22 protein-coding genes and 1 tRNA gene are annotated in these 21,391 nt (G+C 69.0%); 11 read left to right on the plus strand and 12 right to left on the minus strand.

The features are described from left to right. Positions 1-84: 84 nt before the first annotated feature. Positions 85-1,113: an AraC family transcriptional regulator GliR gene (gliR, locus tag VV867_RS11085; protein ID WP_328566381.1), complete on the plus strand. Its 1,029-nt coding sequence runs from the start codon at positions 85-87 to the stop codon at positions 1,111-1,113. A gap of 396 nt (positions 1,114-1,509) precedes the next feature. On the opposite strand, the gene VV867_RS11090 is transcribed toward gliR, so the two are convergent. From VV867_RS11090 to mobA, 3 genes are all read right to left on the minus strand, one after another. Further along, positions 1,510-1,586: transfer RNA gene (locus tag VV867_RS11090), tRNA-Pro, on the minus strand. Between the two features lie 146 nt (positions 1,587-1,732). Next, positions 1,733-1,954, minus strand: a complete 222-nt coding sequence (locus VV867_RS11095) for a YgdI/YgdR family lipoprotein (protein ID WP_009621327.1) — start codon at positions 1,952-1,954, stop codon at positions 1,733-1,735. A 101-nt stretch (positions 1,955-2,055) separates the two neighbouring features. Further along, positions 2,056-2,643, minus strand: a complete 588-nt coding sequence (mobA, locus tag VV867_RS11100) for a molybdenum cofactor guanylyltransferase MobA (RefSeq protein ID WP_109934291.1) — start codon at positions 2,641-2,643, stop codon at positions 2,056-2,058. A 69-nt stretch (positions 2,644-2,712) separates the two neighbouring features. Here mobA and moaB point away from each other — a divergent pair, with 69 nt between their 5' ends. Then, positions 2,713-3,252 carry a molybdenum cofactor biosynthesis protein B gene (moaB, locus tag VV867_RS11105; RefSeq protein ID WP_328566382.1) on the plus strand — a complete coding sequence of 180 codons (540 nt, stop codon included), beginning with the start codon at positions 2,713-2,715 and terminating at the stop codon, positions 3,250-3,252. After that, positions 3,249-4,463: a molybdopterin molybdotransferase MoeA gene (locus VV867_RS11110; RefSeq protein ID WP_328566383.1), complete on the plus strand. Its 1,215-nt coding sequence runs from the start codon at positions 3,249-3,251 to the stop codon at positions 4,461-4,463. The genes moaB and VV867_RS11110 overlap by 4 nt, the downstream gene beginning before the upstream one ends. Before the next feature lie 311 nt (positions 4,464-4,774). Here VV867_RS11110 and VV867_RS11115 read toward each other — a convergent pair whose 3' ends face one another. The 3 genes from VV867_RS11115 to VV867_RS11125 form a co-directional block, all read right to left on the minus strand. Next, positions 4,775-5,650 (minus strand): NAD(P)-dependent oxidoreductase, encoded by an 876-nt coding sequence (locus tag VV867_RS11115; RefSeq protein ID WP_328566384.1) that lies wholly within the window; start codon positions 5,648-5,650, stop codon positions 4,775-4,777. An 80-nt stretch (positions 5,651-5,730) separates the two neighbouring features. Further along, positions 5,731-5,970, minus strand: a complete 240-nt coding sequence (locus VV867_RS11120) for a glutaredoxin family protein (RefSeq protein WP_275627209.1) — start codon at positions 5,968-5,970, stop codon at positions 5,731-5,733. A gap of 14 nt (positions 5,971-5,984) precedes the next feature. Then, a complete protein-coding gene (locus tag VV867_RS11125) occupies positions 5,985-6,551 on the minus strand; it encodes a TetR/AcrR family transcriptional regulator (protein WP_109934288.1) in 567 nt (188 codons plus the stop codon). A gap of 155 nt (positions 6,552-6,706) precedes the next feature. On the opposite strand from VV867_RS11125, the gene VV867_RS11130 reads away from it, so the two are divergent. From VV867_RS11130 to VV867_RS11140, 3 genes are all read left to right on the plus strand, one after another. After that, positions 6,707-7,303 carry a glutathione S-transferase family protein gene (locus tag VV867_RS11130; protein ID WP_275627210.1) on the plus strand — a complete coding sequence of 199 codons (597 nt, stop codon included), beginning with the start codon at positions 6,707-6,709 and terminating at the stop codon, positions 7,301-7,303. A 23-nt stretch (positions 7,304-7,326) separates the two neighbouring features. Then, positions 7,327-8,193, plus strand: coding sequence for an MBL fold metallo-hydrolase (locus VV867_RS11135; protein ID WP_442965014.1), 867 nt, complete (start codon positions 7,327-7,329; stop codon positions 8,191-8,193). A 173-nt stretch (positions 8,194-8,366) separates the two neighbouring features. Continuing rightward, positions 8,367-9,650: an OprD family porin gene (locus VV867_RS11140; RefSeq protein ID WP_109934285.1), complete on the plus strand. Its 1,284-nt coding sequence runs from the start codon at positions 8,367-8,369 to the stop codon at positions 9,648-9,650. Positions 9,651-10,711: 1,061 nt separating this feature from the next. On the opposite strand, the gene def is transcribed toward VV867_RS11140, so the two are convergent. Further along, positions 10,712-11,251 (minus strand): peptide deformylase, encoded by a 540-nt coding sequence (def, locus tag VV867_RS11145; protein ID WP_328566386.1) that lies wholly within the window; start codon positions 11,249-11,251, stop codon positions 10,712-10,714. 224 nt (positions 11,252-11,475) lie between these two features. Between def and VV867_RS11150 the strand changes: the two genes are divergently transcribed. Continuing rightward, a complete protein-coding gene (locus tag VV867_RS11150) occupies positions 11,476-12,030 on the plus strand; it encodes a hypothetical protein (protein WP_109936361.1) in 555 nt (184 codons plus the stop codon). Positions 12,031-12,114: 84 nt separating this feature from the next. Here the strand turns inward: VV867_RS11150 and VV867_RS11155 are convergent, their stop codons facing one another. Both VV867_RS11155 and VV867_RS11160 read right to left on the minus strand, forming a co-directional pair. After that, positions 12,115-12,951 (minus strand): CvfB family protein, encoded by an 837-nt coding sequence (locus tag VV867_RS11155; protein WP_089394013.1) that lies wholly within the window; start codon positions 12,949-12,951, stop codon positions 12,115-12,117. A gap of 30 nt (positions 12,952-12,981) precedes the next feature. After that, on the minus strand, positions 12,982-14,751 hold the full coding sequence (locus tag VV867_RS11160; RefSeq protein WP_109936360.1) for an ABC transporter transmembrane domain-containing protein: 1,770 nt from the start codon (positions 14,749-14,751) through the stop codon (positions 12,982-12,984). A 157-nt stretch (positions 14,752-14,908) separates the two neighbouring features. Here VV867_RS11160 and VV867_RS11165 point away from each other — a divergent pair, with 157 nt between their 5' ends. Beyond that, positions 14,909-15,100, plus strand: a complete 192-nt coding sequence (locus VV867_RS11165) for a hypothetical protein (RefSeq protein WP_009621696.1) — start codon at positions 14,909-14,911, stop codon at positions 15,098-15,100. A gap of 197 nt (positions 15,101-15,297) precedes the next feature. Further along, positions 15,298-16,395 carry an AI-2E family transporter gene (locus VV867_RS11170; RefSeq protein WP_109934850.1) on the plus strand — a complete coding sequence of 366 codons (1,098 nt, stop codon included), beginning with the start codon at positions 15,298-15,300 and terminating at the stop codon, positions 16,393-16,395. A gap of 4 nt (positions 16,396-16,399) precedes the next feature. Here VV867_RS11170 and VV867_RS11175 read toward each other — a convergent pair whose 3' ends face one another. Continuing rightward, on the minus strand, positions 16,400-17,044 hold the full coding sequence (locus tag VV867_RS11175) for a TetR/AcrR family transcriptional regulator (RefSeq protein WP_328566387.1): 645 nt from the start codon (positions 17,042-17,044) through the stop codon (positions 16,400-16,402). Positions 17,045-17,098: 54 nt separating this feature from the next. Between VV867_RS11175 and VV867_RS11180 the strand changes: the two genes are divergently transcribed. Both VV867_RS11180 and VV867_RS11185 read left to right on the plus strand, forming a co-directional pair. Beyond that, positions 17,099-18,205 carry a DUF2855 family protein gene (locus tag VV867_RS11180; RefSeq protein WP_328566388.1) on the plus strand — a complete coding sequence of 369 codons (1,107 nt, stop codon included), beginning with the start codon at positions 17,099-17,101 and terminating at the stop codon, positions 18,203-18,205. 44 nt (positions 18,206-18,249) lie between these two features. After that, positions 18,250-18,960: an rRNA pseudouridine synthase gene (locus tag VV867_RS11185; RefSeq protein WP_328566389.1), complete on the plus strand. Its 711-nt coding sequence runs from the start codon at positions 18,250-18,252 to the stop codon at positions 18,958-18,960. Between the two features lie 3 nt (positions 18,961-18,963). Here VV867_RS11185 and VV867_RS11190 read toward each other — a convergent pair whose 3' ends face one another. Together VV867_RS11190 and VV867_RS11195 are read right to left on the minus strand one after the other, a co-directional pair. Further along, positions 18,964-19,899: a p-hydroxyphenylacetate 3-hydroxylase reductase component gene (locus VV867_RS11190; RefSeq protein WP_109934846.1), complete on the minus strand. Its 936-nt coding sequence runs from the start codon at positions 19,897-19,899 to the stop codon at positions 18,964-18,966. Between the two features lie 171 nt (positions 19,900-20,070). Then, complete coding sequence (locus VV867_RS11195; RefSeq protein ID WP_328566390.1) at positions 20,071-21,240, minus strand: p-hydroxyphenylacetate 3-hydroxylase oxygenase component; 1,170 nt, start codon at positions 21,238-21,240, stop codon at positions 20,071-20,073. Between the last annotated feature and the right edge of the window lie 151 nt (positions 21,241-21,391).

Consider the following 21,391-nt stretch of genomic DNA (forward strand, 5'->3'; position numbering starts at 1 on the left):
ATACTAGTGCGCCGCCCGAGCCTGTCACTGTCGGATCGGGCCAGCGCCTGTCGCCAATAGAGCCACCAGAACAAGAGCGCCCCCATGCACGCCCTCGGCTACACCTCCGTACCCGCCCTGCTCAAGTACCTGCGCCAGGCCGAGCACCTCGGCCTGGACGTCGACGCCGGCCTGCAGGCCGCCGGCCTCACCCGCGCGCAGCTGGCCGACAACAGCCAGCGCCTGCCCAGCGAGGCCCACGAGCGCCTGCTGGGGCATTTCTGCGAACACGCCGACGACCCGCTGTTCGGCCTGCACGCCGCGCGCTTCGTGCAGCCGGGCTCGTGGAGCGTGCTCGGCTACATCACCATGAACTGCGCCACCCTGGGCGAGGCGATGAACCGCATCATCCCCTACGAGAAGCTGGTGGGGGACATGGGCGTGAGCCGCGTCGAGCCGGGCGACGGTCACGTGCGCCTGGTCTGGAGCTGCCGCCACCAGGCCGCCGACATCCGCCGCCACATGGTGGAGAACGTGCTGGCCTCCTGGCTGCTGTACGCACGCTGGATCGCCGACTTCGAAGGCTCGCCCGAGGAGGTCTGGTTCGAACACCCGCAGCCGGCCGGCACCGACCTGGCCGAATACGAGCGGCTGTTCGGCTGCCCGGTGCGCTTCGAAAAGCCCTGCAGCGCCCTGCTGGTGCCCCTGCCGCTGCTGGCCTTCCCGCTGCGCCAGGCCGACGCCAACCTGCTGCGCACCCTGGAAGAGCACGCCCTGGCCATGATGGCCGAGCTGGACGACGACGAGCCGTTGCCGCTGCGGGTGAAGAACGCCCTGCGCCTGCTGATGAAGGACGGCCTGCCGCGCAAGGAGCGCGTCGCCGAGCGCTTCGAGATGACCGTGCGTACCCTGCAGCGCCACCTGCAGCAGGCCGGCACCAGCTACCAGCAGATACTCGACACGCTGCGCCAGGAACTGGCCGAGCACTACCTGCTGCACAGCGACCTGCAGATCCAGGACATCGCCCAGTACCTGGGCTTCACCGAGTCGCGCTCCTTCCACCGCAGCTTCAAGGGCTGGACCGGGGAAACGCCGGGGGAATACCGCCAGCGCCATCGGCCGGTGGCAGGGTGAACGGCTTCGCCCTACGTCATGGGTAGGCCCGGCGTAGGGCGCATAACGCCTACGGCGTTATCCGCCGCTTGGCCGTGCCCTCCGACGGCTCCGAGGCTGACCTGGGCATTGGCCGTGGCCCCGGCGCATCGGCGGATAACCGCGAACGGTTATTCGCCCTACGTCACGGGTAGGCCTGGCGTAGGGCGCATAACGCCTATGGCGTTATCCGCCGCTTGGCCGTGCCCCCCGGCGGCTCCGAGGCTGACCTGGGCATTGGCCGTGGCCTCGGCGCATCGGCGGATAACCGCGAACGGTTATTCGCCCTACGCCCTACGTCTGGGCGTGGGGAAATGCCTGCTGGGAAAAATCGCAGGCAATAAAAAACCCGCCGGTTAAGGCGGGTTTTTCGGGAATTGGTCGGAGCGACTGGATTCGAACCAGCGACCTTCTCGTCCCGAACGAGACGCGCTACCAAGCTGCGCTACGCTCCGTTTGATGGCGCGCATTCTACCGAAAAACTTTTGATGCACAAGGGGTTAGCGAAAATTTTTTCAGAAATATTTTCTTCCCCCCGAAAAAGCCGACGCCCCGCGGGACTCGGAGTCCGGCGGGGCGCCCGGGTGCTGGCGGTCGGGGATCAGAGATCCTTGACGGTACGCACCTGGTCCTTGTTCACGCGTACGCGTTTGCCGTCCAGTTGTTCGAATTCATAGAAACCGGTGTCGTCGTCGTACTTGGGCGTGTCGACGGACTGGATCTCGCGGCCGTCGTTCAGGGTGATGACGCTGGGGCTGGAGCAGCCAGCGAGTGCGCCAAGGCCCAGGACGAGCAGGAAAGCTGGGAGCGCGCGATTGATCATTCGTATATCTCCTGTACGAATCGAGGTTTGTTCGGAGTTTCCGACTGGGAGAGTAGTGGCAAAGTTCCCCGTCATTTCTCGAAAGACCCTGGATCGAGCGTCTAGCCCGGGCTGTTCAGCAGCTCGGGGGAGTTCAGGTTGGCCAGGCGCGGGTCGTCCCTGGCGCAGGCCACCGGGCACGCCCCCAGGGGCAGCAGGACCTGGCGCGGGCTGCGCTCGCCGCGTTGCCAGGCGGCTTCCAGCTGGGGCGCCAGGGCCTTGGGCAGGATGCAGAACAGCGGCTCCCAGTGCTCGCCGTCGTGCAGCATGTGCGGTACTTCGGGTCGCGCGGCGGCGGCCTGGCGCAGGCGCTCGATGAGTTCCTCGTCGAACAGCGGGGCGTCGCAGGGCAGCACCAGCAGCCAGGGGTGACGGGCGGCCTGCAGGCCGGCGCGGATGCCGGCGAGCGGGCCGGGGTAGTCCGGGGTGTCGTCGTGCACCAGCTGGTCGGCGTAGGCACGGTAGATGTCGGCGTTGCGGTTGCAGGAGACGATCAGGTCGTCGCTCAGCGGGCGCACGCGTTCGTGCAGGTAGCTGATCAACGGGCGCCCGCGCCATTCCAGCAGGCCCTTGTCGCGCCCCCCCATGCGCTGGCCGCGGCCCCCGGCGAGCAGCAGGACGGAACAGGGCGGCAGGGTGGTGTCAGGCATGGCGAGGTCTCCGGAACGGGCCTGTGATATAACACCGGCATCCCCGTCTCTCAAGCAAGGACACCGTCCATGAGCCACCTGGCCACGCCCGAATTCGTCCCGCTGAACATCGCCGTGCTCACCGTCAGCGACACTCGCACCCTGGAGACCGACACCTCCGGCCAGCTGTTCGTCGACCGTCTGAGCGCCGCCGGCCACAACCTGGCCGCGCGGGTGTTGCTGAAGGACGACCTCTACCGCATCCGCGCCCAGGTCGCCACCTGGATCGCCGAGGAGCAGGTGCAGGTGGTGCTGGTCACCGGTGGCACCGGCTTCACCGGCCGCGACAGCACCCCGGAGGCGGTGACCTGCCTGCTGGACAAGGTGGTGGACGGCTTCGGCGAGCTGTTCCGGCAGATCTCGGTGGCCGACATCGGCACTTCCACCGTGCAGTCCCGCGCCCTGGCCGGGCTGGCCAACGGCACCCTGGTGTGCTGCCTGCCGGGCTCCACCAATGCCTGCCGCACCGCCTGGGACGGCATCCTCGCCGAGCAGCTGGACGCCCGCCACCGCCCGTGCAACTTCGTGCCGCACCTGAAGCAGGCCACGCCCTGCGAGAGCCGCGGATGAGCTGCTGCGACAAGCCCGGCCTGCGGCCGGTCGAGGAGGCCCTGGCGCAACTGATGGCGCTGGCGGCCCAGGCGCCGATCGAGGAAATCGAGCAGGTTCCCCTGGCCGAGGCCGAGGGCCGCGTGCTGGCAGCGCCGCTGCTGTCCGGTTTCGACCTGCCGCCCTGGGACAACAGCGCCATGGACGGCTACGCGCTGCGCCTGGCCGACTGGCAGGGCGAGCCCCTGGTGGTGAGCCAGAAGATTTTTGCCGGCGTCGCCCCCGAGCCGCTGCAGGCAGGCACCTGCGCGCGCATCTTCACCGGCGCGCCCGTGCCCCATGGCGCGGATTGCGTGGAGATGCAGGAAAACGTCGAGGTGCTGGAAGACGGCCGCGTGCGCTTCCTCGAAGCGCTGCGCTTCGGCCAGCACATCCGCCCGCAGGGCCAGGAGACCCGCCAGGGCGACCAGGTGCTGCCCGCCGGCACGCGCCTGGGCGCCATCGAACTGGGCCTGGCCGCCTCGCTTGGCCAGGCCGTGCTGAACGTGCGGCGCAAGCCGCGGGTGGCGCTGCTGTCCACCGGCGACGAGCTGGTGGAGCCGGGCCAGCCGCTGCGCACCGGGCAGATCTACAACAGCAACCGCGCCCTGCTGAAGGCCTGGCTGCTGCGCTCCGGCTGCGAGGTGCGGGATGCCGGCATCCTCCCCGACGACCTGGCGAAGACCCGCGAGGTGCTCGGCTCGTTGGGCGGCGCCGACCTGATCCTGACCACCGGCGGCGTCTCCGTGGGCGAGGCCGACTTCCTCGGCGCGGCCCTGCGCGAGGCCGGCGAGCTGGCGCTTTGGAAGCTGGCGATCAAGCCGGGCAAGCCGCTGACCGTCGGCCACTACCAGGGGACTCCGGTGATCGGCCTGCCGGGCAACCCGGCTTCCACCCTGGTCACCTTCGCCCTGCTGGCGCGCCCCTACCTGCTGCGCCGCCTGGGAGTTGAGGCGGTGATGCCGCTGCGCTTCGAGGTGCCCGCCGGCTTCGCCTGGAAGCACGCCGGCAACCGCCGCGAATACCTGCGCGCGCGGCTGGAGAACGGCCGTGCGCTGATCTACCCGAACCAGAGCTCCGGCGTGCTGCGCAGCGCCGCCTGGGCCGACGGCCTGGTGGAAGTGCGCGAGGGGCGGACGCTGGAAGAGGGCGAGACGGTGCCCTTCATCCCGCTCAGCGAGGTGTTGTTGTAGGGCGAATAACCGTTCGCGGTTATCCGCCGATGCGCCGGGGCCACGGCCAATGCCCAGGTCAGCCTCGGAGCCGCGGAGGATCACGGCCAAGCGGCGGATAACGCCGTAGGCGTTATGCGCCCTACGCCAGGCCTATCCGTGACGTAGGGCGTATAACCGTTCGCGGTTATACGCCGTTTCACCCAGCTCATGCCCGGCTTCGCGGTTGAACTCGGAGTGCCCGGAACGAGGTACTCCGTGACCAAGCCCGAGGCGCGCCTGAGGCCAAGGTCAAACGGCGGATAACGTCGAACGTTATCTGCCCTACGCCCTTACGCCTGCCCGGAGCGGCGCATCGCCACCTGGGCCAATGCCGCCCAGTCCCGCTCGCCATCGCCCTGGGCCACCGCTTCCAGCAGGTTGTCGCGCAGCACGCTGGCGAACGGCAGCGGCACGTGGCGGCTCTGCCCCGCCGCCAGGGCCAGGCCCACGTCCTTCAGGCCGAGCACCAGGCGAAATGCCGCCGGCTCGTAGCGCTGCTCGGCGATCAGCGCGCCGTAGTTGCGGTACACCGGCGCGTTGAACAGGGTGCTGCCCATGATCTCCAGCAGTTGCGCCGGCTCCACGCCGAAGCCCTTGGCCAGGGCCGAGGCCTCGCCCATGGCCTCGATGGCGCTGGCGATCATGAAGTTGCCGGCGATCTTCACCGCCGCCGCGCTCAGGGGGTCGTCGCCCAGCGGCCAGGTCTTCTGGCCCATCAGGTCGAGCAGCGGCTGCACTTCGGCGATGGCCTCGGCGGGGCCCGCGGCGAGGATGTTGAGCTTGCCGGCCTCGGCCACGTCGGTGCGGCCGAACACCGGCGCGGCGATGAAGGCCAGGTCACGCTGGCGGTGGCGCTCGGCCAGCTCGCCGATCAGGGCCACCGACAGCGTGGCCATGCTCAGGTGGATCAGCCCCGGCCGCGCCGAGTCCAGGGCGCCGCTGTCGAGGAGCACCGCGCGGGTCGCGGTGTCGTCGGCGAGCATGGAAATCACCACGTCGGCATCGAAGGCCGCCACCGGGTCGGCCGCCGCCAGGCCGCCCAGGGCCAGCAGCGGCTCCAGCGCCGCCGGCGAACGGTTCCACAGGTGCACCTGGTGGCCGCCGCGGATGAGGTTCGCGGCCATGCCGGCGCCCATGCCGCCAAGGCCGAGGAATCCGATTTTCATAGTGCTGTCTCCAACGAGGGGGTTAGACAGCACAAGACTGACACAGAGCGGCGCCGGGCGCAGAGGCGTCGCAGGAACGATCAGCCGCTGAGGAAGGCGGCCACCTGTTCGGCGTCGAACGGCCAGTTCAGCTCCGCCCCCGTGTCGCAACGGCGCAGCACCGGGATGCTGAGGCCGTAGCGCTCGACCCACTCCTCGCGGTCGGCGATGTCGACCAGTTCCACCAGCAGGCCGTGCTCGACGAAAGGCATCAGCAGCGCCTCAGCCACCTCGCACAGGTGGCACCCCAGGGTTCCGAACAGCTGGCATTCAGGGCCCATCGCATCCTCCCCCGTCAATGGCCGGCCTGGCGCAGCAAGGCTTCCGCCACCTCGCGCGCTTCCAGGGCCTGGTCGGCCGGACCGTGCATGTGCGCCATGACCAGCACCCCTTCCAGCAAATATTGCAGCTGCCGCGCCAGCTTGCCCGGCTCATGCACGCCCAGCGCCTCCAGTTGGCGACGGAAGAACGCCTCGATGAAGCCCTTGTGCTCGGCGGCCTGGCGGTGGATCGGGTGCCCGCGGTCATGGAACTCGGCGGCCGCGTGGATGAAGGCGCAACCGCTGAAGCCGTCCTCGTGCAGGTAGCCGTGCAGGTTGTCGAAGACCGCCAGTATGGCCTCGCGCGGAGCCAGGCGCGAGCCGTCGCGGAAGCGGCGCAGGGTGCGCGCGTGGCGTTCCTCCAGGGCAGCCATGATCAGCTCGTCCTTGGACTTGAAGTGCTTGTACAGGGTCATCTTGGCCACCCCGGACTCGGCCAGGATGCGGTCGATGCCCGTGGCGTGGTAGCCCTCGCGGTAGAACAGGTCGAGGGCGGTATTGAGCAACTGCTCGCGCTTGCTGGAAGCCTTGCTGGACGTCATGGGCACCTCCTGGGCGGTCATTATGCGCGAGGCGCCGGCGCTCTTGAACTGGCGGGCACCGGGAGAGGCGTATTTCGAGCTTGAACTATACAGACTTGTCTGTCTACTATCTGCCGGAGCCGTTCCCGACAACAACACCCAGCAGGAACACCGCCATGAAACTGCACGACATCCCGCTCTCCGGAAATGCCTACAAGGTCCGCCTGTTCCTCAGCCTGATCGGCCAGAGCGCCGACCTGGTCAACGTCGACCTGCGCAGCGGCGTGCACAAGCGCCCGGCCTTCCTCGCCATCAACCCGCGTGGCCAGGTGCCGGCCCTGGAAGACGGCGACTTCGGCCTGGGCGACTCCCAGGCCATCCTGGTCTACCTGGCGCGCCGCTATGCCGAGCCGTCCTGGTACCCGCTGGACGCCGAGCCCCAGGGGCGCATCGCCCACTGGCTGAGCTTCGCCGCCAACGAGATCCAGCACGGCCCGGCCCAGGCGCGGGTGATCCAGCTGTTCAAGCGCCCCGGCGACCTCGGCGCGGCCCAGGCCAAGGCGCGCCAGGCCCTGGAACTGCTCGACGGGGAACTCTCGCGCCAGCCCTGGCTGGCCCGCACGGCCGGGCCGAGCATCGCCGACATCGCGGTCTATCCCTACGTGGCCCTGGCGCCCGAGGGTGGCCTGGAGACCACCGGCTACCCCCACGTGCAGGCCTGGCAGGAACGCATCCGCGCCCTCCCCGGCTACCTCCCCCTGCCCACCCTCTGAGCCTACGGACCAGGATGCCCGCCATGCGCCTCGCCAGACTCTTCCTCGCCCTGCTGCTGGGGTTCGCCAGCCTGCCCGGCCACGCCGACGGGCTGCGCTTCGCCCTGGTGCGCACCTCCGGGCTCACCACCCTCGACGCCCTGACCCTCGCCGGCGGCGACTGGACGCGCCAGGTGCGCGTCAACCACACCGCGCTGCTCATCCAGCACCACGCGGCCACGCTGCTGTTCGACACCGGCCTGGGCAGCCGGGCGCAGGCGCAGTTCGAGCAGGACATGCCCTGGTGGGACAAGCCGCTGTTCCGCTTCGGCGAGGTGCACCCGGTGCGCGAGCAACTGGCCGGCAGCGGCATCCGCATCGACCGCATCTACCTGTCCCACGCTCACTGGGACCACGCCTCGGCCCTGGTGGACTTCCCCGAGGTGCCGGTGTGGGCGCCCTATGCGGAAATCGACTACGCCCACGTCGCCACGCCGCCGGCGGTGTTCCCCAGCGAGTTCAGCGCGGCGACGCCCTGGCGGCCCTACGTGTTCTCGCCCACGCCCTTCCTGGCCTTCGACGAGAGCCTGGACCTGTTCGGCGACGGCAGCCTGGTGCTGGTGCCCATGCCCGGCCATACACCCGGCTCGGTCGGCCTGTTCCTCACCCTGGGCGACGGCCGCCGCTTCTTCTTCAGCGGCGACACCAGCTGGCGCCTGGAAGGCTTCAGCGGCCCGCGGCAGAAGTTCTGGGTCAGCAGCCGCCTGGTGGACCGCGACCGCGAGCAGACCCTGGCGCAGCTGGCGAAGGTCCACGAAATGCTCCTGGCGCACCCGGAAATCACCGTGGTCCCGGCGCACGACGCCCAGGTGCAGGACCGCCTCGGCTACTACCCGCAATGGGTGCAGTGAAAGTCCTTCGGTCAACTCCAGGCAAATCAGCGGGATACCCCGGGCAACAGCGACTAAGGTCTAAGAGTCGGAAAAAGCCTGTAATGATTTAGTAGGCAGGCTGTAACAGATCGACATGCCGGCGTAGTCCAGGCATCACCGAACTGCTCAAAGCGCTCGAGGAGACAATAACAATGAGCAAGACTCCGATCGCCCGTGCCGTGGCCATGGCCACGCTGGGTTCCAGCTGCATCATCCCTGCCCTGGCTCACGCCGATTTCATCTCGGACAGCAAGGCCAGCGTCGAACTGCGCAACTTCTACTTCAACCGCGATTTCCGCACCTCCACCCCGGCCCAGCAGAACAAGGCCGAGGAATGGGCGCAGGGCTTCATCCTGCGCTACGAGTCCGGCTACACCGAGGGCACCATTGGCGTGGGGGTAGACGCCATCGGCATGCTCGGCCTGAAGCTGGATTCCAGTGCGGACCGTACCGGCTCCGGCCTGCTGCCCAAGACCGCCAGCGGCGACGCCGCCGACGACTACAGCAAGCTGGGCATGACCGCCAAGCTGCGCTACGAGAAGAACACCCTGAAGGTCGGCACCCTGATCCCGAAACTGCCGGTCATCATGCCCAACGACAGCCGCCTGCTGCCGCAGGTGTTCCTGGGCGGCGCCTTCAACTCCACCCAGCTCGACGGCCTGACCTTCGACGCCGGCCGCCTGAACCAGACCAACCTGCGTGACTCCTCCGACTACCAGGAGATGACCATCACCGGCGGCGGCAAGAAGAACATCAGCTTCCGCACCGGCACCACCACCAACGAGTTCGACTTCGCCGGCGGCACCTACGCCTGGACCAAGAACTTCAGCACCGGCTACCACTACGGCCAGCTGGAGGACTTCTACAAGCAGCACTTCCTGACCGCGACCTACCTGCTGCCGATCACCGAGGGCCAGTCGCTGAAGACCGACCTGCGCTGGGCCAAGTCCACCGACGACGGCAGCAGCAACGTCGACAACAAGGCGCTCAACGCCATGTTCACCTACAACCTGGGCTACCACGCCTTCGGCGTCGGCTACCAGAAGATGAGCGGCGACACCGGCTTCGCCTACATCAACGGCGCCGACCCCTACCTGGTGAACTTCGTCCAGATCAACGACTTCGCCAACAAGGACGAGAAGTCCTGGCAGGCCCGCTACGACTACAACTTCGCCGGCATCGGCATCCCCGGCCTGACCTTCATGACCCGCTACATCAAGGGCGACAACATCGACCTGCTGACCACCAGCGGGGAAGGCAAGGAATGGGAACGCGACACCGACGTCGCCTACGTCTTCCAGGACGGCGCGCTCAAGGGCTTCGGCGTGAAATGGCGTAACGCGACCACCCGCAGCAACTTCAGCCGCAATACCGCCGCCAGCAACGCCGCGGACGAGAACCGCCTGATCCTCAGCTACACCATGCCGCTGTGGTGACAGTGCGCTGAAGGAAGACACCGCTCCTATGGTTTGAGCCCCGCCACCCGGCGGGGCTTTTTTATGCCCGCGGTATACCTGCTCGACGCAGGGCGGATGACGCCCCAGGCGTTATCCGCCTGATCGCGGACAGAGTCCGCTCCTACAGTTCCCGGCAAGCACGGTCGTAGGAGCAACTGTCTCGCGCCCGCGCCGAGATGCTCTTCGTAGGAGCGAGCTTGCTCGCGAACTCTGGCCTCTCGCTCCTCCCTTAACCTTGCCATTCCCGCGAACGCGGGAACCCAATGATGTCGGGTTTGGGTGTAGCGCGCCGCTCCGAGTATTCGGATGTTTCTTGTTTCGCCCCCTCGGGCGAGTCACTTTGGCAATCGCCCCAAAGTAACCAAAACGCTTGCCCCGACATACGGGCCCGATGGAGCCGGGCTACCCTCACGAATTCCCCCGCCACGGAGGCCCGCCCCGACAACACGTCCCTGTGCTGATCGGGGCTCTCGCGACATCCATGTCGCATGACCTCCTGAGCGCCGGTTTCGCTCGGCCTTCTGAAGGGGCGTTCCGGTGCGCTCGGATATTTCTCTGGAAACCCGTAGGGCGCATAACGCCTACGGCGTTATCCGCCATCGTCGTCGGGCATCGGTGTTTGGGCTAACGGCGGATAACCGCGAACGGTTATTCGCCCTACGAGTTTGCCGGCTGACGCTGCGTTATCCGCTTGCTCGGGACAGCCCCCTCTCCCTTCAGGGAGAGGGTTGGGGAGAGGGGACGGACTTCGCTCACGCACCTCTGCCAACCCTGACGCCGCTCCCCCTCCCTAACCCTCCCCCGCAAGCGGGAGAGGGGACCGTTCGGCACGAGGCGAAACCACGAAGCTCCCGGGCTCCCCGTAGGGCGCATAACGCCTACGGCGTTATCCGCCAAAATCGCGGATAAGATCCTACGCCGCCCCACCGCACCATTCCCATGTAGGAGCGCGCCCTGCGCGCGATTTCGCGGGCAGGGCCCGCTCCTACAGGCTACCGTGAGGCATGGCATTTCTCCGGTAGAAGCGGCACGAACGCCCTTCAATCATCCGCCTTCGGATCCAACCCCGGGAACAACACCTCGGTGAAGCCGAACTTGCCGAAATCCGTGATCCGCGACGGATACAGCCGGCCGATCAGGTGGTCGCATTCGTGCTGCACCACCCTTGCATGGAAGCCTTCCACCGTGCGGTCGATGGGCTGGCCCTGGGGGTCAAGGCCCTGGTAGCGGATGCGCTTGTAGCGGTTCACCGCGCCGCGCAGGCCGGGGACCGACAGGCAGCCTTCCCAGCCCTCCTCCATTTCCTCGCCCAAGGGCGTGATCACCGGGTTGAGCAGGATGGTCGGCGGCACCGCCGGGGCGTCCGGGTAGCGTTCGCTGCGTTCGAAGCCGAAGATCACCAGCTGCAGGTCCACGCCTATCTGCGGTGCGGCCAGGCCGACGCCGCCGGCGTGGTGCATGGTGTCGAACATGTCGTCGATCAGCCGCTGCAGTTCGGTGCTGCCGATCATCTGCGGCGGCACCGGCGGGGCGACGCGCAGCAAGCGTTCGTCGCCCATCTTGAGAATCTCGCGGATCATGCCCCTGGGCCCCTGGCTGGCGGTTGTGCGTGAACTGGCATCCTCGCCCCTCGCCGGGCGCCTGGCAAGGCCCGCTACGCCCGTCGCCGGCGGCGCCGCCCCTTCACCGCGGGCGTAGAATCATAGGTACGGGGCGTGGCCGTGGGGCTGCGTTCCGCATGGAACTGCAGCGAACGCTGGAGCGTTTCGTGGGGGGACCCGGGGGACTGACCTGGAGGTGCTCCATGAACAGGCACTACTACATCAGCAACGACCTGGACGAGCTGGAGAACGTCGAGAGCGAGCTGAAGGCCAACGGCATCGCCGAGGAGCAGATGCACGTGCTCAGCGAGCAGGACGCGCAGCTCGACCAGCGCCACCTGCACGAAGTGCCGGACGTGATGCGCAAGGACCTGGTGCGCGGTGGCAAGTACGGGCTGGGCATCGGCGTCGCCCTGGCGCTGCTGGTGCTGGCGCTGGGCTACTTCGGCGGCTGGAGCGAAAGCGCCGCCGGCTGGATCCCGGTGCTGTTCCTGGCGGCCGTGCTGCTGGGCTTCAGCCTGTGGGAAGGCAGCTTCTTCGGCCTGCAACGGCCCAGTGGCGACGTGCGGCGCTTCGCGCCCTCGCTGCAGGCCGGGCGGCACGTGTTCTTCGTCGACGTGCGAACGGACCAGGAGCCGCTGCTGGACATGGTCGTCGGGCACCACCCGCGCCTGGAAGTGGCCGGGTTCGGCGCGCCCATGCCGCGCTGGGTGCTGGCCTGGGAACAGGCCTGGCACCGCTTCAGACGCATGATGTAGCGACCGCGGCGGCCGGACCTGCCGCCGCATGATCGCGCTGCGGGCGGCCGCGAGGCTGCCGGGGGGAGCTGCGGCCCGGTGGAATCAGCGCAGCTCGATGCGCTCGTCGAGGATGGTGATCAGGCCCTGCTTGAACAGCCCGCCGATGGCCTTCTTGAAATTGCCCTTGCTCACGCCGAACTCGCGGCTGATCACGTCCGGCGGGCTCTTGTCCGACAGCGCCAGGCTGCCGCCGGCCTCGCGCAGGGCGGCGAGGATGCGTTCGCCGAGGTCGTCGCGGGCGGCCTGGCCGACCGGCTGCAGGCTCAGGCTGATCTTGCCGTCGGCGCGCACTTCCTTGATGTAGCCCTTTTCGCGCATGCCGCTGCGGACGAACTTGAACAGCTCGTTCTTGTGGATGAGCCCCCAGTGCCTGCCGTCGATGATGGCCTTGAAGCCCAGGTCGGTGCGCTCCACCACCAGCAGGTCCACTTCCTGGCCCGCCTGGTAGTGCGCCGGAGTGTTGTCCAGGTAGCGGTCCAGGCGCGCGGTGGCGGTGATGCGGCGGGTGCGCTCGTCGATGTAGCAGTGCACCACGCAGTAGTCGCCGACCTGCAGCGGGCGCTTCTCTTCCGAGTGCGGCAGCAGCAGGTCCTTGGGCAGGCCCCAGTCGAGGAACAGGCCGACGCGGCTGACCTCCACCACCTTCAGGCTGGCGAAGCCGCCGACCTGCACCTTGGGTTTCAGGGTGGTGGCGATGATGCGGTCTTCGCTGTCGAGGTAGATGAAGACGTTCAGCCACTCGCCCGGCTCGGTGGGCTCGTCCTTGGGCACGTAGCGCTTGGGCAGGAGGATTTCGCCATGGGGGCCGCCATCGAGGAACAGGCCGATCTCGGTGTGCTTGACCACCTGCAGGGAATTGAAGCGGCCGATGGCTGCCATGTGCGTGACTCCGGGGAAAAGGCCGGCATTCTACACGCTCTGCACCTGGCCGAACTGCAATTCCGCCAGGCGTGCGTACAGCGGGTTGCCGGCCACCAGCTCGGCGTGGGTGCCCAGTGCCAGCAGGCGGCCCTGGTCGATCACGGCGATGCGGTCGGCGCCCAGCACCGTGGCCAGGCGGTGGGCGATGACCAGGGTGGTGCGCCCGCTCATCAGCTGCGGCAGGGCCTGCTGGATCAGGTGCTCGCTCTCGGCGTCCAGCGCGCTGGTGGCTTCGTCGAGCAGCAGGATGGGCGCGTCCACCAGCAGCGCGCGGGCGATGGCCAGGCGCTGGCGCTGGCCGCCGGAAAGGCCCACGCCGCTCTCGCCCAGGTGGGTGCGGTAGCCCTCGGGCAGGCGCTGGATGAAGCCGTCGGCATGGGCCGCGCGGGCCGCCGCGCGCACCGCCTCGTCGCTGGCGTCGGGGCGGCCGTAGCGCAGGTTGTCCTCCACCGTGCCGTAGAACAGCGCCGGGTTCTGCGACACCAGGGCGAAGCAGCGGCGCAGGTCGGCGGGGTCGAGGCGGGTGATGGGCGTGCCGTCGATGCGGATCTCGCCCTGCTGCGGGTCGAAGAAGCGCAGCAGCAGGTCGAACAGGGTGGACTTGCCGGCGCCGGAGGGGCCGACCAGGGCCAGGGTCTCGCCGGGACGCACGTCCAGGTCGATGCCGTCGATGGCCCAGTGCTCCGGGCGCGACGGGTAGGCGAAGCGCAGGCCGCGCAGCTCGATGCGCCCCTCGACGCGCCCGGGCAGGCGCAGCAGCCCTTCCTGCGGCGCGACTATCTGGTTGCGCGCGCGCAGCAGCTCGGCGATGCGCTCGGCCGCCCCGGCGGCGCGCTGCAGCTCGCCCAGCACCTCGCTGAGGGTGCCGAAGGCCATGCCGACGATCAGGCTGTAGAACACGAAGGCCGCCAGCTCGCCGGGGCTGATGCGCCCGGCGATCACGTCCATGCCGCCGACCCACAGCATCACCCCCACCGCGCCCAGCACCAGCAGGATGACCACGCTGACCAGCCAGGAGCGCTGCAGGATGCGCTTGCGCGCGGTGCCGAAGGCGGCCTCCACGGTGCGGCCGAAGCGCTCGCGGTCCTGGGCCTGGTGGTTGTAGGCCTGCACCGTCTTGATCTGCCCGAGGGTCTCGCCGACGTAGCTGCCGACGTCGGCCACGCGGTCCTGGCTCTGCCGCGACAGCTCGCGCACGCGGCGGCCGAACAGGAGGATGGGGACGATCACCAGGGGCAGCGCGGCCACCACTATGCTGGTCAGCTTGGCGTTGGTGACGAACATCAGGATCACCCCGCCGGCCAGGGTCAGGGCGTTGCGCAGGGCCATGGACAGCGAGGAGCCGATCACCGTCTGCAGCAGCGTGGTGTCGGCGGTCAGCCGCGACTGGATCTCCAGCGCGCGGTTGCTCTCGTAGAAGCCCGGGTGCAGCTCGATCAGGTGGTCGAACACGCGCTGGCGGATGTCGGCGACGAAGCGCTCGCCGATCCACGACACCAGGTAGAAGCGCACGAAGGTGCCGAAGGCCAGGCCCAGCACCAGCAGGAAGAAGATGCCGATGGAACGGTTGAGCAGGTGCTCGGACTGGGTGACGAAGCCCTGGTCCACCAGCAGGCGGATGCCCTGCCCCAGGGACAGGGTGATGGCCGCGGTGAACAGCAACGCCAGCAGGGCGCCGAGGGCGCGCCAGCGGTAGGGGCCGAGGAAGGCTCGGGCCAGGCGCAGGGCATTGCGCTGGCGGGATGACAGCAGGGGCATGGGCGGCTCGCGGCGACCGGGAATCGGCCGAGGTTAACACCCCGCCGCGGGCCCCGCGATGGCGCTGCAATGGCCCTTCGGTCGATTTTCACCCCGAAGGACGGTCATTTCCTGTACAATGGGCGGCCATTTCGCGAATGAACAGGTAATGGCAAGCATGTCCAGCAAAACCATCTCCCGCCAGAAGTCCGCCCCGAAACCCGCTGCGGCCGTGACCAGCCGCGAGGCCCTGGAAGCCCAGGTGGCCGCCTTCCTCAAGTCCGGCGGCGAGATCCAGCAAGTCGCCAAGGGCGTCACCGGCCAGCCCAACGGCGCCGCCAGCCGCCACATCAGCCTCGGCAAGAAGTAATCCCCCCGCTCCCCCTGCAGGAGCGAGCTTGCTCGCGAACCCCGCCGTTTTCCCGGCCCGGCGTTCGCGGGCAAGAGCCCTGCCCCCGCGTTCCGCCCCTCCGCTCGCCCCCATCGATTTCCCCCGCCCGACTTGCATTCCAGCGCGCACGGCCAATGCTCTGAGGAACCCCACGAGGCTTTCCAAGGAGAGATGCCATGCTGCCATCGGCGGACCGGATACTGTCGCGCAACCTGCTGGACGTGCTGATACGCGCCGGGCTCATCCTGTTCCTGGCGGTGTTCTGCTTCCGCATCTTCCACCCCTTCCTCGACCTGATGCTCTGGGCGCTGATCCTCGCCGTCACCCTCTACCCGCTGCAGGGCATGCTGCAACGCGGCCTGGGCGAGCGGCCGGCCCTGGCGGCGACGCTGCTGGCGCTGTTCGGCCTGGCCCTGCTGCTGGTGCCGGTGGTGCTGATCGGCTTCTCCATCGCCGACTCGGTGGCCGACCTGGTGCACCGCTTCCAGGCCGGCGGCCTGCGCGTGCCGGCGCCGCCCGAGGCGGTGGCGAGCTGGCCGCTGGTGGGCCCCTACATCTACAACGCCTGGCTGCGCCTGGCCGAGGACTTCCTCGGCGCCGCCCAGCAGGCCGCGCCGCACCTGCAGGGCGTGGCCCGCACGGTGCTGGCCAAGGCAGCCGGCGTGGGCATGGAGCTGCTGCAGTTCCTCGGCGCCTTCCTGGTGGCCTGCGTGATCATGGCCTACGGCCCGCTGGGCGCGCGCACCGCCGAGGACATCGCGGTGCGCATCTCCGGCCCCGAGCGCGGCCCGGAGCTGGCGCGGCTGAGCACCTCGACCATCCGCGCGGTGGCCCAGGGCGTGGTCGGCGTGGCCTTCATCCAGACCTTGCTGCTGGGCCTGGGCTTCATCGTCATGGGCATCCCCGCCGCCGGCCTGCTGTCCCTCGGCGTGCTGCTGCTGGGCATCGTCCAGCTGCCCACCGCGGTGATCTCGCTGCCGGCCATCGTCTACGTGTTCTGGAGCGGCGACTACGGCACCGTCAGCGCGGTGGTCTTCACCATCTGGACGGTGCTGGCCGGGCTCTCCGACAACGTGCTCAAGCCGCTGATGCTCGGCCGCGGCGTGGCCGTGCCGATGCCGGTGATCCTCCTCGGCGCCCTGGGCGGCATGCTCACCGGCGGCATCATCGGCCTGTTCATCGGCCCGGTGGTGCTGGCCCTGGGCTTCCAGCTGTTCATGACCTGGGTCCGCGAGGGTGCCCGGCCGCCGGAGCCGGGGGACGTTTCGCCCTGAACGCTCAGGGCCCGAGGCGCGCCAGGTACAACTGCTCCAGCCCGGCCTGCCAGTGCTGCCGCTGCGCCTCGTCCAGGCCCAGCAGCAGGGCGTAGCGCCAGCCGCCCCAGGTGGCGATGAACAACGCCTGGGCGGTGGCCGCGTCGACCGGCCTCGGCAGGTCGGTGCAGGCCTGCAGCGCTTCGCGCCACTTGCCGGCGAGTTCCTCGAAGACGCGCTGGTGGTGCTTGGCTTCGGCGATCCGCTGTTCCAGCTGCAGCAGCTCGCCGTCGGCCAGCGGCATGCCCAGGCCTGCGCCCAGGGCCAGCAGGCGGCGCACGCGCTCGCGCCAGTCCAGCGGCGGCGCTATCACCTCGCTGTCGATGCGCGCCGCCAGGGCCTCCAGGCAGTGCCGCACGTAGCCGGAGAGCAGTGCCTCCTTGCTCGGGAAGTAGTCGTACAGGGTGCCCACCGCCACCCCGGCCTCCAGGGCCACGGCGCGGGTGCTGACGCCGGCCCAGCCGTCGCGCCGGCAAATCCGAACGAAGGCCTCGTAGATGGCTTCCACGGTGAAGCGCGCGCGGTCCTGGGTCGGCCGCTTCAGCGGCTTGGCCCGCGGCCCCGGCGCCGTGGTGGCCGGCCTGTGGCGTTTTCCGAACCCGTCGTGCATCGCGCTTCGCTAGCCTGTAGGCAGCCCAATCCCCTGTCGAGAAGGAGCCGGAAAATGGAAGGAAGCGTCACGGTAACACGCCTGCTGAACCACAAGAACGCCCTGGACCAGGGCCGCCTGGAGCACCACGAGCAGCCCCTGCCGCTGCAGGATGGCGAGGCGCTGCTGGTGATCGAGTGCTGCGCGCTGACCACCAACAACATCACCTACGCTGCCTTCGGCGATTCCATGCAGTACTGGCAGTTCTTCCCCAGCGGCGAGGAGGCCTGGGGGCAGATCCCGGCCTGGGGCTTCGCCCGGGTGCTGGCCTCGACGGTGCCCGGCGTGGCGGTCGGCGAGCGCTTCTACGGCTACTTCCCCCTGGCCAGCCACCTGCTGGTGAGCCCGCAGCGCGTCAGCGAGCGCGGCTTCTACGACGGCGCCGAGCATCGCCAGGCGCTGGTCTCGGCCTACAACCAGTACACCCGCTGCAGTTGGGACGCCTACTACCGCGAGGACCAGGAGAACCTGCAGATCCTCCTCAAGCCGCTGTTCCTGACCTCGGCCATGCTCGCCGACTTCCTCGCCGACAACGACTACTTCGGCGCCGAGCGCCTGGTGTTCTCCAGTGCCTCCAGCAAGACCGCCTACGGCACCGCCGTGTGCCTGGAAGGCGCGCCGGTGGAGCGCATCGGCCTGACCTCGCCGCGCAACCTCGACTTCGTCGCCGGGCTGGGCTGCTACCAGCAGGTGCGATCCTATGCCGACCTGGAGCAGCTGGACGCCAGCCGGCCGACGCTCTACGTCGACTTCGCCGGCGACCTGCCGCTGCGCGAACGCGTACACCGGCACTTCGCCGACAGCCTGCGCTACAGCTGCATGGCCGGCTCCGCCCAGGTGGCCGCGCCGGCCGACCTGAGCGCCCTGCAGGGGCCCGGGCCACAACTGTTCTTCGCGCCCATCCAGATTCGCAAGCGCAACGCCGACTGGGGCCCGGAAAAGGTCAGCCAGTACATCGGCGAGGGCCTGCTGGACTTCTACCGGCGCGTCAGCCGCGGCCCGCAGCCGCTGTTGCGGGTGGTAGAGTCCGAGGGGCTGGAGGCGGCGCAGCGGGTGGTCGCCGACCTGCTGCACGGCCGGGTGTCTGCCGACGAGGGCCACGTCATCCGCCTGCCGGGCTGAGCAAGGAGTACAATGGCGGCCCTTCCCGCCGCCGATTCCCCGTCATGACCGAAACCATCCGCCTGTCCAAGCGCCTCGCCGAACTGCTGCCCTGCTCCCGCCGCGAGGCCGAGCTGTACATCGAGGGGGGCTGGGTGACGGTGGATGGCGAGCGCGTCGAGGAGCCGCATTTCCGCGTGGCCGAGCAGCGCATCGAGCTGCTGCCCGGTGCCATCCCGGCGCCCATCCCGCCGGCCACCCTGCTGCTGTACAAGCCGGCCGGCTGCACCGCCGAGCAGGCCCTGGCGCTGCTCGACAGCGCCCACCGCTGGGAGGCCGACAGTTCCGACCAGCAACCGCTGCGCAAGCACTTCGCCCGCCAGCAGAGCGTCACCCCGCTGGACGACGCGGCCAGCGGGCTGCTGGTGTTCACCCAGAACTACGGCGTGCTGCACCGCCTGCAGGACGATGCGGCGACCATCGAGCACGAATACCTGGTGGAAGTCAGCGGCAGCCTCGACGACGCCGGCCTGGCGCGCCTGCGCCATGGCCTGCTGTACCAGGGCCGGCCACTGCCGGCGCTGAAGGTCAGCTGGCAGAACGAGACGCGCCTGCGCTTCGCCGGCAAGGGCTTCCGCCCCGGGCAGATCGCCGACATGTGCCGCCAGGTCGGCCTGGCTGTCGTGGCCATCCGCCGCCTGCGCCTGGGCGGCGTGTCCATGGGCAAGATGGAACAGGGGCAGTGGCGCTACCTGCTGCCCAGCGAGCGCTTCTGAGCCTCAGAGCGGCTGGGCCAGGCCGCGCAGCACCGTCTTGAAGGCCTCGATCTGCTCGGCGCTGAAGCGCGCGAAGACCTTGGCCTGCTGCTCCTCGGCGATGCCCCACAGCGTCTCGGCCTGGTCGATGCCGGCGGCGGTCAGCGCGCAACCGCCCTCGCCCACCTGCAGCAGGCCCTTGCGTTCGAGGTTGGCGCGGGCCTCCTCGATCTCCCGCAGCGGCATGGCCACCAGTTGCTGCAGCGCCGTGGTGTCCAGGCTGGCGTCCTTCTCCATCACCATCAGCATGCGCGCCTCGCTGGTGCGCAGGCCGCTGGCCACCTGCCGCGGCTGGTAGTCGGCCTGGTAGCAGCGCACCGCCTGGGTCATCAGGTAGTAGAGGTTGTGGTTCAGGCGGCCCTGGAAGGCGGTGCGCGGCACCCCGGCCTGGGCCTCGCGCAGGCGCGGGTGCGGCAGCACGCTGGAGTACACGCCCTGGTGGTAGAGCAGCGGCGCACGGCCGAGGTCGTCAAAGGCCAGCACGCGGCCGATTAGGATCCAGTGGTCGCCGCCGTCCAGCTTCTGCTGCATCTCGCACTGGAAACGCGCGGCACAGTCCGGCAGCAGCGGCGCGCCGCCGGCGCCCTCCTCGCAGGCCACGCCGGCGAACTTGTCGGCGCTGGGCCGGGCGAACTGGTTGGACAGGTCGATCTGGTCGGCGGCCAGCACGTTCACCGCGTAGTGGCTGGCCTTGTCGAACACCGCCAGGCTGGTGGCGCGCTTGTCGATGCTCCAGAGCACCAGGGGCGGGTCGAGGGACACCGAGTTGAAGCTGTTGGCGGTCATGCCGACGCGCTCGCCGTCGGCGGCGGCGGTCATCACGGTGACGCCGGTGGCGAAGTTGCCCAGGGCACGGCGGAAGGCACGCGGGTCCAGGCCCGCTTCGTTGTTCTGGTTCATGGCGGTTCCTCCGCGCCGGCGCGGGGCCGGCGGGATTGAGAAAATTCAGCTGCGGGCAGCGCTTTTGTAGGAGCGAGCTTGCTCGCGAACGGATTCCGCAGCGGGGTCGGTTCGCGAGCAAGAACTAGGCGTCCCCCTCGCTCCTACGAAGAACAGGCTGGGCGTGGTGGCTCAGACCATGCTCGGATCAGGCTCCAGGCCCATCAGCTCGCGGCCGAGGATCTGCGCGCAGACGTCGTAGTCGGTGTAGGCGTGGGCGCCGGTCATGTGCGAGTCGCGGAACAGCCGCTGCATCTCGTTGCTCTCGAACCAGGCGGTGCCGCCGGCGGCCTCGAACAGGCGGTCCACCGCCTGGATGCACATCTTCACTGCGTAGGCCTGGTTGGTGCGCCAGTAGGCCAGGGTCTCGCGGCTGGGGTACTCGTGGCGCTCGCCATGCTCGGCGTGGTCCTGCCAGGTCTTCTCGAGGAAGGCGCGGGCGGCGGCCACCTGGTGGGTGGACTCGGCCAGGCGCATCAGCGCCGGGGTGGCGGTGCCGACGCTGGCGCCGGTGTAGGCGCGCACGCGGTTGCGCGTCTTCTCCTTGAAGGCTTCCAGCATGCGCTCGGCGATGCCCAGGCCGATGGAGGCGAAGCCGCTGGCGAAGTACGGGCGGTACGGGGTGTAGAAGATCTTGCTGTAGGGGTACAGGCCGAAGCCGGCGGAGCGGCCCTCCATCATGTCCTTGGCCGCCTGGATGCGGTGGTTGGGCACGAAGGCGTCCTTCACCACCAGGGTCTTGGTGCCGCTGCCCTTCATGCCGGCGGCGTACCAGTCGTCGCGGATCTCGTAGTCGCTGCGCGGCAGCACGGCGAAGCAGTACACCTGCTCGCCCTCGGCATTCTGCCGGCGGCAGCCGAGGATGGCCCATTCGGCGTGGTCGCTGCCGCTGCTCCAGCCCATCTCGCCGTTGAACAGGATGCCGCCCTCGACCTCCTGGATACGCCCGAACGGGGCGATGCTGCTGCTGGCGGTGGCGTCGGGGTTCTCGGCCCAGACCTCGTCCTGCAGCTGCTTGGAGAACATCGCCAGCTGGTGGCTGTGGGTGCACAGTAGGCTGAAGGCCCAGGCGGTGCTGGCGCAGGCGCCGGCCAGGGCGACCACGCAGTCGGCGAACTCGGGCAGGGAGATTTCCATGCCGCCGTAGCACTTGGGCTGGAAGGCGCGGTGCATGCCGATGCCCTTGAGCAGGGCGATGTTCTCGGCGGGTGCGGTGCGCGCCTGTTCGGCCTTGGCGGCATTGGCGGCGATGGCGGGCAGGACGGATTTCAGGTCTTCGAGCAGGGGGTTTGGCTTTTTCATCTTGGCGGCCCTTGATTGTTATTGGAGGCGCGCCGCCGTCGCGATGGTGCCTGGCGACGGCGGCAGGGCTCTCGTGGCGAGAGTGACAGGGCCGATTATGGGAGCCGTGCGGCGGCGCCTTGAATGCAACTTCCGCGGACTCGATTGCACT

The organism is Pseudomonas sp. JH-2 (assembly GCF_036231725.1).
Classification (GTDB): Bacteria; Pseudomonadota; Gammaproteobacteria; order Pseudomonadales; family Pseudomonadaceae; genus Pseudomonas; species Pseudomonas delhiensis.